At 46.7% G+C, this 12,577-nt stretch carries 10 protein-coding genes; 4 read left to right on the top strand and 6 right to left on the bottom strand.

The annotated features are described in order from the left end of the window. Positions 1-54 precede the first annotated feature (54 nt). On the bottom strand, positions 55-396 hold the full coding sequence (locus tag ACUALS_RS18950) for an ArsR/SmtB family transcription factor (RefSeq protein WP_038141114.1): 342 nt from the start codon (positions 394-396) through the stop codon (positions 55-57). Between the two features lie 155 nt (positions 397-551). Between ACUALS_RS18950 and ACUALS_RS18945 the strand changes: the two genes are divergently transcribed. After that, positions 552-3,305 (top strand): M16 family metallopeptidase, encoded by a 2,754-nt coding sequence (locus tag ACUALS_RS18945; RefSeq protein WP_454449396.1) that lies wholly within the window; start codon positions 552-554, stop codon positions 3,303-3,305. Positions 3,306-3,344: 39 nt separating this feature from the next. Here ACUALS_RS18945 and ACUALS_RS18940 read toward each other — a convergent pair whose 3' ends face one another. The 4 genes from ACUALS_RS18940 to ACUALS_RS18925 all read right to left on the bottom strand — a co-directional run bounded on the left by ACUALS_RS18940 (position 3,345) and on the right by ACUALS_RS18925 (position 7,085). Next, positions 3,345-3,611 (bottom strand): hypothetical protein, encoded by a 267-nt coding sequence (locus ACUALS_RS18940; protein WP_454449395.1) that lies wholly within the window; start codon positions 3,609-3,611, stop codon positions 3,345-3,347. A gap of 65 nt (positions 3,612-3,676) precedes the next feature. Continuing rightward, positions 3,677-4,294 carry a PGAP1-like alpha/beta domain-containing protein gene (locus ACUALS_RS18935; protein ID WP_005472388.1) on the bottom strand — a complete coding sequence of 206 codons (618 nt, stop codon included), beginning with the start codon at positions 4,292-4,294 and terminating at the stop codon, positions 3,677-3,679. Between the two features lie 365 nt (positions 4,295-4,659). Then, positions 4,660-4,896, bottom strand: coding sequence for a hypothetical protein (locus tag ACUALS_RS18930; protein ID WP_005472369.1), 237 nt, complete (start codon positions 4,894-4,896; stop codon positions 4,660-4,662). 275 nt (positions 4,897-5,171) lie between these two features. Beyond that, entirely contained in the window at positions 5,172-7,085 is a 1,914-nt protein-coding gene (locus ACUALS_RS18925) for a pyridoxal-dependent decarboxylase (RefSeq protein ID WP_454449394.1), read from the bottom strand. Positions 7,086-7,492: 407 nt separating this feature from the next. Here ACUALS_RS18925 and ACUALS_RS18920 point away from each other — a divergent pair, with 407 nt between their 5' ends. From ACUALS_RS18920 to nagE, 3 genes are all read left to right on the top strand, one after another. After that, positions 7,493-9,385, top strand: a complete 1,893-nt coding sequence (locus ACUALS_RS18920) for a methyl-accepting chemotaxis protein (protein WP_454449393.1) — start codon at positions 7,493-7,495, stop codon at positions 9,383-9,385. Between the two features lie 169 nt (positions 9,386-9,554). Beyond that, positions 9,555-9,989 carry a GNAT family N-acetyltransferase gene (locus tag ACUALS_RS18915; RefSeq protein WP_038193234.1) on the top strand — a complete coding sequence of 145 codons (435 nt, stop codon included), beginning with the start codon at positions 9,555-9,557 and terminating at the stop codon, positions 9,987-9,989. Between the two features lie 92 nt (positions 9,990-10,081). Next, positions 10,082-11,557, top strand: a complete 1,476-nt coding sequence (gene nagE / locus ACUALS_RS18910; protein ID WP_331399260.1) for an N-acetylglucosamine-specific PTS transporter subunit IIBC — start codon at positions 10,082-10,084, stop codon at positions 11,555-11,557. A gap of 50 nt (positions 11,558-11,607) precedes the next feature. Here the strand turns inward: nagE and ACUALS_RS18905 are convergent, their stop codons facing one another. Then, on the bottom strand, positions 11,608-12,543 hold the full coding sequence (locus tag ACUALS_RS18905) for a universal stress protein (RefSeq protein ID WP_454449392.1): 936 nt from the start codon (positions 12,541-12,543) through the stop codon (positions 11,608-11,610). Positions 12,544-12,577 lie beyond the last annotated feature (34 nt).

Genomic DNA, 12,577 nt, shown 5'->3' with positions numbered 1-12,577 from the left:
CGATATTTTCATTGTGCTTTGATGAAAACCGTTATACGCCAAGGAGATGTCAGATTAATTAAAAATAGCGTCGAACAAGTGGTTGAACTGGCTGATCGTTTCTCGATTCACGCGATAGCACACCTTGGGTGGGTTGGGCTGTGCATGAATAAAGTTGGCTTGCTTGAGAATTCGAAGGTGTTCGGAGACCGTTGATTGAGCTAAGCCAAGTTCAGAGACCAAATCGCTATTGAGGCAACCACCGAGTTTATCGAGTGTGCACAGTATTTTTAGGATTCGAACGCGAGCAGGGTGCGACAACGCCTTTGCTTGCATAGCGAACTGTGCTTCTTGTTCGAGTTGCGCTTGTGTTGATGCGAGCGCCTGTTGATTGGTGAGATTACATTGTCGGGACATAATATAGATAGTCTATCGTCGAATTGCGATTGATATTATCACCAAACATCATTTGCTGCAATTACGGGTAATGTTCTATAAATGATCTGAATTTTATAAACAAAAACAGTTGTTTGGGTTATATTTCAAGGCAAATTACCAACAGAAGTATGGCTATGCGAATTATTCTATTGTTCTTTTCATTGATCTTGGTCGGTTGCTCTCAACCCGAAATGACGACACCGATCCAACCTGACACCAATTGGACGAAAGGAGAGCTTGGCAACGGGCTAAAGTTCCACATTTATCCAACCACCAGTGAACCTGTTTCTTTGCGAATGTACGTTCATGTCGGTTCGGCACATGAAACTGCAGAGCAACGCGGATACGCCCACTTTCTAGAGCACATGGCGTTTAACGGCAGTAAGAACTTCAGCTCCAACGACGTGATTAACTTGTTTGAAAAAGCGGGCTTAACTTTTGGTGCTGACATCAATGCGTACACCAGTTATTACGAAACCGTCTATAAGCTTGATTTGCCGAACAAGAATCAGCTTGATGAAGGCGTGTTGTGGCTTCGCGACATTGCCGATGGGTTAACCTTGTCAGCAACGGAAATCGACAAAGAGAAGGGTGTGATTCAAGGAGAAATTCGTCGGACCCGCCCTGAACACAAAAGTTTAGCGGAAAAGTACTACGATCATTTGATTGCAGGGACGAGCCTAGAAAGCCTTGACCCTGTCGGTAATCAGTCGTCAGTGGATGAAGCGACGGCTGAGTCAATCCGCGCTTTCTACAGCAAATGGTATCAGCCTCAGTTTACTGAAGTTGTTATTACAGGCGATGTAACGGTCGAGCAGGCTAAGCAGTTACTTGATAAACATTTTTCTACGTGGGAAAAGAAAGCATCGGTAAGTGACAACCACATAGAGGCAACAACACTCGCATTTACTGACTATACCGACACGGTAGGCGAGTTTGAGGCACCGAGTTTGAGCTTGGTTATGAATCGAGCGCTAGCCAAAGTAGAAACGCGAGAAGAGTTGCTTGCGTCATGGCTGGATGAGATTGCCCTGCAAATCATGCAACAACGCATGACCTCGGTATATCAAGAAGCGGCCATCCCACTTCAGAGTATGGCGATCACTCCCTACTACATGAACTATCAACGCAATGCGTTATTTTCTGTCGCCTTTAATATGGAGCTTCGTCAGCAGGTGCAAGACAAGTTCGTTGCAACGCTTGCCTCACTGCGGGACTTCGGCGTGACTCAGGAAGAGCTAGATACCTCTTTGGCTTACTATCAGCAATTGGTCGATGATCTCGATTACAACTGGAGTAAGCGGGATGCAATTACGTTTGCTGAAGATCGCGTATGGGGAATTTCTACCCAGCAAAGCAGTCAGTCTAAGCAAGATTACCAAGAAAGTTTACAAGCGCTTATTGCTCTGGCTAGCTTAGAGCGAGTCAATGAACAGGTTCAGTCACTGTTAACAAGTGACTACTCTGTGATTTTTGGTGCGGATGAAGCAGAGTCTGTGGATCAACTTGCAGAGCAAATTCCCTTACTTCGTAAAGCGCTTAAACAGCCAGGCACTGCACCTGTTACGCTCCTGCCAACGGCAAAAGAACTGGCGGAACCATCGCAAACGGGGGCGATTTTATCTCAAGGAGTAGATGAGTTTGGCGATCACCTTTGGACGCTCTCTAACGGCATTCAAGTTAGGCTCCAGAATGATCCTACGACGCTAGAAACCGTTAACATTGTCTATGCGAGTCAAGGGGGGAAAGCCGCGCTAAACCCGGATTTATTTGCTGCTTCTCAACTTGCAATCCCCGTTGTGGTGAGAAGTGGTGTTGGGGAGTTTACCGGCACTCAGTTTGATGCATTTCTAACCAAGAACAACTTAGAGGTTTATCCATTTATTAATTTCACCCATCACGGTATCGAGATGGGAGCGGCGAAAGATAAACTCGCTGATGCGCTGAAAGTGATTTATAACATCTCGACCAACATCAATGTGGACCCAAGGCAAATTCGTGTTCTTCAGCAGGAGACGTATGACAATCAGGAGCGTTATCTAGCGACGCCATATGGTCAATGGGAGCGAGCCATTAACCGCAACAGCTACCGACCGACAAGTAGCCACTACTTCCTGACGGCACCTGCTTATGCTGCGATTGATGAAGCGCAAATTCGCCAAGTTCACCATGAGCTGTTTGCGAAAGATCGCGGTTTTCAGCTTGTGATCGTGGCAAACATGAAGCCAGAAGAGGTGACACCGCTGCTGAAGCATTTTATCGCTTCTATCCCATTGGAAAAGGTGTCGGCGCCTAGCTATCAGGCACACTACAATCAGGATTGGTCGCCCCGTGTCGACTTGGCTATCCACAATGAACAGAACGGCATTTACTTGCTTCGTGTGGTCAACCCTAACGCTCAGGCAAGCAGCGCCAAAACCGCGTTTATGGATGATATGATTCAGCGCTTATTGTCTAAACGACTTACGAACTACGTTCGTGAAGAACTAGGATTAGACTACGCGCCTGACGCTTATTCGGTTGCAGCAGACCAAGAGCCAAGCACGGACTGGTTTATTGAGGCGCAAGTGGCCCCTAATGATATCGGTAAAATTGAAGTCGCCGTCGATAAAGTGGTTAGCGAGCTTGTAACCAACGTGAGTGAGCAAGACTTTCAACTGGTCGCCAAGCAACTTTCAACCGCTCTTCATCCTTTGAAAAATGAGCCAGTTGATCGTACTTGGTTTTACGCTCGCTACTCAATTCACGGTTATGGGGTTAAAGCGATAAAAGACGTGGATGCCATGATTGATTCGATCTCACTGGCGGACCTTAAGCATCGAATCGCCGAAGCGTTTGGCCGCGATAGTGTAAAGACCAAATACACGCTAACGCCAGAACCAAAGTAGTTTAAATCAAAAACAGCCGCGCAAAGCGGCTGTTTTTATTTATAGTTTTCTTGAAAGCTGACGCCCAACCACAAAGGCGATAAAGGCAAACAGGTTTATAAGCATGAGGCTCAACACTATAGCATTGAGGTCAGACAGACCTAGCCCCCAAGCGAGAGAAAATACCAGCCCTTCAAATGCTTCTAGTGGCCAGTGCGAGACAGGAGTTTGTGAATCACCTGCGAGCACGAAAATGACACCAAGCAAACTCATCGCCATAAACAACAACCCGATGACAACGTCTTTACGCATAAATAATTTTACCATTTTTAATACTGTTGAACTTCAATCATGTCGACAGTCGACATCTAATCTGAAGCGATTTCAACGCGTTAGTGCTGAAATACGTCGTTTTCAATAAAGTGGTGAATTTGGTCTGGTACGAAAGTACTGTAAATCAAGCTAGTGTGGCTTTTTGGCGTCTCTATGTGATCCGTCATTCCGCGGATCTTGGTTTCTTCGACCGTGACCGTACCGTCTGAAGGAAGCCGTCTGTCCATCAACAGTAGGGCTCGAGCACCAATAGGCAAGGTTCCAGCAATGCTGCCGAGCTTTTGCGGATAAGACCATTCGTCATGATGTTCGCTGAGTCCAAAGTGAGGGGAATTGCCTAGCAATGTGCCCATGCCAAGTTCTTGTAAGCGAGTCACAATCGAGGCGCCTCTAAGCGGTGAACCTATGGTCACTACGTGTGAAATCTTGGTGGTGCTTGGATGGCGAGATTGCAGGTATTGTTTGATCACCAAACCGCCCAGACTGTGTCCGACAAGTATATTTGGCATTGTTGGACTGAGCGCATTGTCGATCATACTAAACAAACGGTGTTGATTGATCGCAACGCTATTGTAGGTCAGGACTTTTGTTCTATAGCCATAACTGCGTAGCTTTCGACTCAGAGGCTGCATGACCATTCCATGCATATAGAGTCCATGCAATATGATGATTTTCATAGGGTGTCCTCGCAAACGTTGTTCTAATAATACAGTGTTTTATTGCAAGGAATCCAGTGAAATTTGAATGTTTGTATGCTATTCCAAATAACGAAACAGCACTAACGATGGCGGTGTTTGCACGCTAAATAGGCTGGGTGTGAGCGATAGATAGTGGGAATAGTAAGAAAGCAATGCGCTGGTGGTTGAGATGAAGGTCACTACTGAGTGTTAGACGGCTTTCTTAAAAATATCGAACTATATTGTATTTGACATAAATGTGTTGCTGAATAAGTAAGAGCCATCGTCGCCTAACTGGTTTGAAGCAGTAGGTTGATACGATGGCTTTTTAGTTTTTACTCAAGAGCTGCGGAGAATCTTATCCGTTAGGCTGCGGTGAGATCATCTAGGATACTGTGTGATTCGTGATGAACCTCATCAGTAATCGAGATGGTCTCTATCGATGCAGAGCGATCAAAGTGGCAGTGCACTTGAACGCTGGCTCTTTCGAAAATGACATCATCAAAATCTGTCATAGCAATCTTATAACCTTCACTTGCAAACAAGCTTGTCACTTCCGTGCGACGTTTTGCATGAAATGCAGATGTGAGTAACTTATCCAAAAGGAGTCCCTCCAACTTTGGTAAACATTGAGGTAAAGGTTAGACAGTGATAGCCAGTTTATCTATGTGCAAAAAAACCACCTAAACTTTCGTTTATTCCATTGGACTGCACACTCAGTTGGATAACTCTCTAATCTTCAAACGATAAACCCAGCTTCTCTCGAAATGACGCGCTCTATTGATGTGATCAATAATTGACTTTCTGTTGATCTAAATCAATTTGAAGATGGGTAAAGACCTCTTGTTGTAAGGCGACAAGAGGTCTGTGTTGTCACTTAGCGGAAAGAACGTCCTTTGAGAGGTAAACGCACCTGACGAAGTGAATTCTTAACACGCGCTTTGTGCAACTTCTGACTGGTTACCTTAGGGAATAGGTCGGGGTTGAACGCATCATCTTGCATCAAATCCTGACAAAGATTATCAATCAGTTGCTCATCAACATCCCACATCGTAAAGAGGTGGACGTAATGACGCACTTCATCTTCGAGCTTGCCATCTCTCTCCACTTTTACCGTGGTGCTTTCTTTCGCCAGCGAGTATCTGAAGATGATCTCTTCGTTGGGTTGACAGAAAATCAGCGACAATGACAGCGGTGTTCTTTGTAACCAAAGTTTCTTCGGAAAAGAGACGTTTTCATCACCCTTGAACTTTTCGTCCCAGTACTTGGCAACTTCAGTGAGCTTACTATGGGCATAAAGCGCCATCTCTTGGGCTCGCATCGTCATTTTCATTTGGTCGGTAAAGCTGTTTCTAGCGAAGTATTCCCATAGAACCAGCGGCGAAAGCCCATTTCGTGACCCAGCAAATGTTGTATCTGGAGAGCCAATGTACTCTGGATCATCCGGCGGTGAGACCATGTATTTTTGCTTGGTCATATAGACACCGGTTGGCCAAGGCGCGCCTGGCCATTTGTGCCCGCTGGTAACAATTGAGTGCACCATAGGGTTAGAAAAGTCGAAGTTTGGACCTGTGTAGCCGTTATTTCCACCAAAGAAGGTTCGGTAACGGCCACTCTCTTTTGCCATTTTAATAAAGGGTACGTAGCTTCCGCCTAGTGCGCCATCGATGTGCAGCCAGTAACCTGTTCGTTTTTCATATCCGCTGGTTGGATCGTCAGGGTCAACAAGCACCTCGCGCTCCCACAGGTCGTGGTCTTTCAAGATGGGCTCTAGCCGTTGGGTAATGGTGTCGACATCATCGTAAGCGCCCTTAAATGTGGTTCCGCAGTTAAGAACAATCAAAATAGGATAGCCTTTGGAAGCGAAAAATGAGACGTACGCGATGAGTTTATCCACATCGATTGCACCAGAGCCCGCAGGTAGTGTCTCGGTTGGTCCTTCAGATTCCACTTCCATGGGCCAAGGTTGACCAGGGTTAACAGGGTTGTCATCGGGGTAGAGTCGATTGCCAAGATCGCCAAATGTTTCGATCTTCTCAACCGCCATCGCTTTTACGATTGAGTAGTGGGTATCCTCTGAGAAAAACGCCACGGGTGTATAGGCGTTGGGTTTGTGTTGTGGGGTTTTAGGGTAGTGAGCGTAGACCTGATTGTTGCAGATGGTTTCGCCTTTGTCTGTCTCTGCGCGGATTTCTTCTTCAAGTAACATCACGCCGCTTAGATAGTCTCGAGCGTTGAGCATTCCATACAGGTTTCCTTCGGTGCTCCCCATTGTGAGCACATAACCCCAATAGCTGTCGCCAACCCCTTTTTGAAAGTCTCCATTTTCGTCGATGTAAGGACCTTGTGAGGGCCAAGTGGCATTCCAAAGTGACGCGTAATAGTCGAGCACTGAGCGTTCGACGCACTTAGAGTTGATGGTGTAGTTACCATTAACAAAGGGGTCGCCAACGTTGTTTAGGCTAACGTTAAGAAAAGGGGCAAGGCGAGTTTTATAGCTGATATTCTCTTCGGTTTGATAGCCTAAAAAGCGCTCTTTTTGTGAGTCAACGTAAGCAAGGATTTGTTCGTAAACACTGTTTTGTTCTTGGCAGCTTTGGCCAGAGGGGGGGAGCTCGACATCAAATCCATTGATGGCTTGCTCGGTGTAGTGAAAATCGTAGTTTCGCTCTGCGTAAACTTGAATGGGATCCGCCGATGGAGGCGAGATCCTCTCTTTGGCGAAGTCAGGGACTTGATGCTCCCAAGGGATTCGCTTAGGTCCGTACTCTATTTCTTTGTTGTCACTCATATTTTTGCTCCAAGATTGATTCTATTTTTGTCTCAGGAACAAGTGGCGAGAGCCATTTTTCGCCACCTAGCCAACACGATCTGTCGTGTATAGGTGACTATAGACAGTGATCTGGATTCCAAATTGGTAAGATGTTAAATCGTGTCGCTGCGCGCAATTATTCGCTATTTAAATGAGTTTAAAGTTAGTAGTGAGAATTATTTCGCCAAATTATCGATTGAATGTTGAATATTTGCCAGATGGACACTAAACGTAGTTATAGGCATTGGGTTGCGTAATTTGTTTGGTGGCTCAGTGTTGGCTAGGGAAGGTTGACCGGTAAACACCGTGTACTGCGCGGTACTAATTAAAATGACTGGCAATCGTACCTAACTCTGAAACGGCTCATGAGGTGAGTGGAGTTGGCTATGAATTTAGGCTTTAAATCAAGAATATACCTAGGTGTAGGTAGTTTGCTGGCTGTGTCATTGATTGTTCTTGGAACGCTCAATATTTTAGCAATGCGCGACAAAATGGTCACAGGCTTGGTAGCTAAAACGTCGGACAAACTGAGTTTTCATGTCGCAGAACTTGAGCAAATGATGAAGCAAAAGATCACGGCGATAGAAAATGGAGCAGACAGTTTTAATTCGCAGTTGAGTGATGAAGCCAATCAAAGGTTGGTGACTATCTTGGCGCGAAGTAGTCAATTGTCGAATGTGATCATGACGTACGAAGATGGCCGAGCTTACATGTACATCGACGGCACTAAGTACGATTTCAGGACGCGAGATTGGTACAAAGCGGCTCGTGCCAAAGGTGGAGTGACGCTAACTGATATTTATCAAGATCAGGTGACCAATCAGAAAGTGATCAGCGTTACGATGCCAGTCATGGATGGCGGTCAGTTTGTCGGGGTATTGCTTGGCGACATCCAACTGGGAGAGATCATTACCGCGGTGAGCAATCTGCGTTTTGCTGGTGGGGCGGCGACCCTCACGGATAGAAATGCGGTCTTTTTTGCCAGTGACGACCCATCGGATATAGGCAGAACACCGTCGCAAATCAGCCCTAACTTTCAAGAAATGGAACGTATGTTCTTTTCACAAGAATCCGGTCATATGACGTTCCCTTATCTGGGTATTCAATTTGATGGTTACTTCGAGCGGGTCAACTTAGCGCCGGGCATGTATTGGACGTTGATGGTGTTTGTGGATCAGGCCACAGCACTGACCCCAGTTTACAGCGCGATGTACGAGTCATTGACGACAGGATTTATACTGCTACTCGCGAGTTGCGGCGCTATCTTCTTTATTTTGCGTTACGCTTATCGTCCTTTACTCAAGCTGAAACGCGCTGTATTGGACCTTTCTCAGGGTAATGGCGACCTAACCCAACGACTCGCGGTTGAAGGGGATGATGATTTGGCGCAAATGAGTGCAGGGTTTAACCAGTTTGTTGCCAACCTGCAAGAGATGATGCTGCACATCTCCGATGCCAGCCAAAATATTTCGGTGAGTGTGAGTCAACTTGGTTCAACGGCACGCGACAACGAAGCGAAGCTGCTATCTCATTCGCAGGAAACAGAGCAAGTGGTCACCGCAATTACTGAAATGAGCGAAAGTGCGCGCAACGTTGCTGAAAACGTGACTCAATCTAACCGTATTACCGAGGAAGCGAGCAAAGAGGCACAATCATCGTTGGCTATCGTCAACAATGCGGTAGATACGGTGAGTGCGCTAGTGACTGAAGTTGAAGAGATGTCCAACAGCATTATGACCATGAATCAAGATGCGAATAAGATCAGTAACGTTCTTAGTGTGATTGGCGAAATTTCTGAGCAAACAAACTTGCTTGCGCTCAATGCGGCGATTGAAGCAGCGCGAGCGGGTGAGCAGGGACGCGGCTTTGCCGTCGTTGCGGATGAAGTGCGAGCACTGGCAGGAAGAACACAAAACAGCACCATGGAAATCTCCGATATGCTGAGCCAACTATTGAGCGGGACAGAAACGGTGGTGACGGCGATGACGGCGACCAAGAATCAATGCCAAGAGACGGCGGATAAAACCTCTGAAGTCTCTCAAAGCCTGAAAGTGATGAGTAACTCGGTCAATGAGATCGATGATGTCAGCACTCAAATAGCGGCAGCAACCGAAGAGCAAAGTACGGTGGCAGAAGAGCTAAGCCGTAACATGCTGTCGATTCGAGATATCGTTGAAGCATTAGTCAGCAGTGGTCAGCAAACGGTTCAAGCGGCTGAGCGGCTCAATGACACCAATGATGATTTGAAGCGTCAAGTTGCCAATTTTAAATTAAGGTAACCTAGAGTCTTAATCTTCCTAAACCAGCCCCTGCTCTAGGGGCTGGCAAAGTATTCCTGATGCCAACATACTGTTCTCTTCTTTTCTCTCGTTGTATTCTTTCAAACACACGTCTAATCGATTGAGAAAACAACACGTTACACAGAGTCATTAAAAGACAAGGAACACTATGATCACCTACCGAGAAATGGATATTTCCGATTACGCCCAAGTCGCAGCGCTATGGCGTGAAACCGAGCACATGCTACTCCGAGACGCTGACTCCAAGCAGAGTATTTCACAGTACCTAGTTCGAAACCCGGGGCTAAGTTATATCGCCCAAAAAGACAAAGTTATCGTTGGCTGCGTACTTGTGGGTACCGATGGTCGACGAGGTTACTTGCAACACCTCGCGGTGAGCAATGAAGAAAGGGGCAGCGGTATCGGTAAACATCTGGTTTCGTTATCCATTAACGCGCTTGCACAGATAGGGATTGCGAAAACCCATTTATTTGTCGCCAATGACAACCCAAAGGCGCAGGCATTTTATCAATCCCAAGGGTGGCAGCCCCGTGATGAAGTTAGGATGTTCTCTTTTAATTCATCGTCAAATTCAGAGGTTTAAACTACATTAACAAACCTTAATCTTCCCTCAACCGAGGCTTAATCCTCACTTGGTTATTTTAGAGTTATAACAATTAACCAAGAGGACAAAAGGTGAATATACTCGGTTACTTACAAAAAATCGGCAAGGCGTTGATGGTGCCAATTGCCGTGCTACCAGCAGGTGGCTTAATGCTGGGTTTAGGCTACGCGATAGACCCAGCGGGCTGGGGGGCGAACAGTGCGCTCGCAACAATACTCGTATACGGCGGTAAGGGCATTATGGACAACCAAGCTTGGTTGTTTGCGGTTGGTGTCGCATACGGGCTTGCCAAGGATAACAATGGCGCGGCTGCTTTGTCGGGATTGCTTGGGTTACTGATTATCGAGATGATTGTAGGCAATGTTGCCGTGATATCACAGATAACGGGTGTTCCTGTCGATCAGATGTCTTCATCCGAGGTCATTGCATCGAAAGCGGCGGTGAGTGCCTTTACTGGGATCATGATGGGTATCGTGGCTGCGACGCTGTATAACCGTTTTCATACAATCAAGCTTCCAGCTGCACTTGGCTTCTTTGGTGGTCGACGATTCGTCCCTATTGTTACCTCTCTTACTGCGATCACCATAAGTCTTGTCATGGTTTATGTATGGCCTGTTGTCTACGGCGCACTGGTGGACTTCGGTATCGCGATTTCCGAGCTTGGCGCGACAGGGGCTGGTTTGTATGGTTTCTTTAACCGACTCTTGATTCCGATTGGCTTGCATCATGCCCTTAACCAAGTCTTCATTTTTGACTTAGTGGGGATCAATGACATCAGTAAATTCTGGTCGGGTACCGGTGAACTCGGTGTTACGGGCATCTACCAAGGTGGCTTCTTCCCTGTGATGGGCTACGGTCTGCCAGCCGCGTGTTTGGCGATGTATCACTGCGCGAAGCCTGAAAACAAAAAGAAAGTTGGCGGCATTTTGGGCGCATCTGCACTAACTGCGATTCTGACCGGAGTCACAGAGCCGATTGAGTTTGCGTTTATGTTCGTTGCGCCTGTTTTGTACGTCATCCACGCTCTTCTAGCGGCGCTATCACTCTACATTGCTGCAAGTATGCAGTGGATTGCGGGCTTCACATTCAGCGGCGGATTAATTGACTTTGTGTTGTCGTTCAACTTGCCGTTGGCCAACAAACCTTACATGCTGATTCTGCAAGGTCTTTGCTTCGGTGCGATGTATTACTTTGTGTTCCGTTTTGCCATCTTAAAATTTGACCTCAAAACACCGGGTCGTGAAGATGTGCAGGTCGAGCAAGGCAATGAAGCAACCAGCAATGAAAAAGCGCTGCAATACGTCAAAGCGCTGGGCGGACGAGCGAATCTGGCAACGATCGATTCTTGTATCACTCGTTTACGATTAACACTCAATGACATGTCAGTCGTGAACGAAGAGACGTTGAAATCGATTGGTGCGCTTGGTGTGGTGAAAATGGGCAACAATAATCTTCAGGTGATTGTAGGCACCGAAGCGGAAGACATCGCTCACGCAATGAGGCAAGTTTCAGAGTCGCAATCCCTTACGCCTTCTATGAGCACATAGTAAAGCGGGAGTATGACGAAAAGACCGAGTCACTGTGACTCGGTCTTTCTCTATTTGATGGGAGAGCGAAACTGCTTGGATTTAAGGGCAACCAAAGAACAGTTGACGCTCTGAACGATGTTCTCAGCAGTGTTGCCGATCACCACGCCAGGGATGCCAGTTCGAGCGAGTGTCCCCATCACCAACACATCAATGTCGGTTTCCTCTACACAGTGAGGGATTTCTGCGTCGGGCGTGCCATGTAAGCGATGCATCACTAAATCGCCCCCTATCTCAGAGGCTTCGACCAACGTTTGAAGGGCTTCGTAGTGTTGCTGTTTCGCCAGTTCAATCTGTTGCTGGAGCTCGTCTTGCGACACTTTTATCCAAATATGATCGTCTAGATAATGTTCGAGCACATATTCCCAACAAGAGATGATGTGAAGGCGGCTATCACAGCTATCGGCTATAGAACGACCGAGCTGAAGGAGTTGGATAGAGAGCGTTTTCTCTTCGTCTGTGGTGGCATTTGGATTAACCGCTACCGCAACACGTTGTTTGCTTCGTGGCTTTTCTGACGGACGATTTAGCCAAACAGGGCAGGGGCATTTTCTTAGCAGGCTCATATCAATAGCACGTAGACCGCGACTGCGAGACTTATTTGGCTCCGCATCTTTAATCACCAAGTCGATCCCGTGTTCTTGAACGTACCGAATGGCTTGAACCGTCGGCTTATCTGCGACAGTAAGTTCAACAGGAAACTGCAGGTCTTCGCGTGACATGTCTTGTTCGACGAGGCTTTCTTGTACAAGACTTTGCATTGACTCCATTAGCCAAGTCTCGTACTGATCCTCATAGTCATTCATGTCGTTGGGTAGGTGAGGGCAAACAACAAGCCCTTTTAGTTTGGCTTTATTCCGCCATGCTAAACGAATTGATTGTGCAAGGGACTCTCGATTGTCCATCACTCCTTGACTGAGAAAGAGTATGTTGTTGAATTGTTGCATAGTCACCTCCTTTTACTTCAAGTCTTGACGCTAG

This window comes from Vibrio sp. NH-7 (assembly GCF_053643215.1).
Note: the sequence above shows the minus strand (reverse complement) of the source record. Positions and strands in the feature narration are given on the sequence as shown.

Coding starts and splice junctions, on each gene's coding strand:
- ACUALS_RS18950 (WP_038141114.1), bottom strand. CDS start 396: ATGTCCCGACAATGTAATCTCACCAATCAACAGGCGCTCGCATCAACA.
- ACUALS_RS18945 (WP_454449396.1), top strand. CDS start 552: ATGCGAATTATTCTATTGTTCTTTTCATTGATCTTGGTCGGTTGCTCT.
- ACUALS_RS18940 (WP_454449395.1), bottom strand. CDS start 3,611: ATGGTAAAATTATTTATGCGTAAAGACGTTGTCATCGGGTTGTTGTTT.
- ACUALS_RS18935 (WP_005472388.1), bottom strand. CDS start 4,294: ATGAAAATCATCATATTGCATGGACTCTATATGCATGGAATGGTCATG.
- ACUALS_RS18925 (WP_454449394.1), bottom strand. CDS start 7,085: ATGAGTGACAACAAAGAAATAGAGTACGGACCTAAGCGAATCCCTTGG.
- ACUALS_RS18920 (WP_454449393.1), top strand. CDS start 7,493: ATGAATTTAGGCTTTAAATCAAGAATATACCTAGGTGTAGGTAGTTTG.
- ACUALS_RS18915 (WP_038193234.1), top strand. CDS start 9,555: ATGATCACCTACCGAGAAATGGATATTTCCGATTACGCCCAAGTCGCA.
- ACUALS_RS18905 (WP_454449392.1), bottom strand. CDS start 12,543: ATGCAACAATTCAACAACATACTCTTTCTCAGTCAAGGAGTGATGGAC.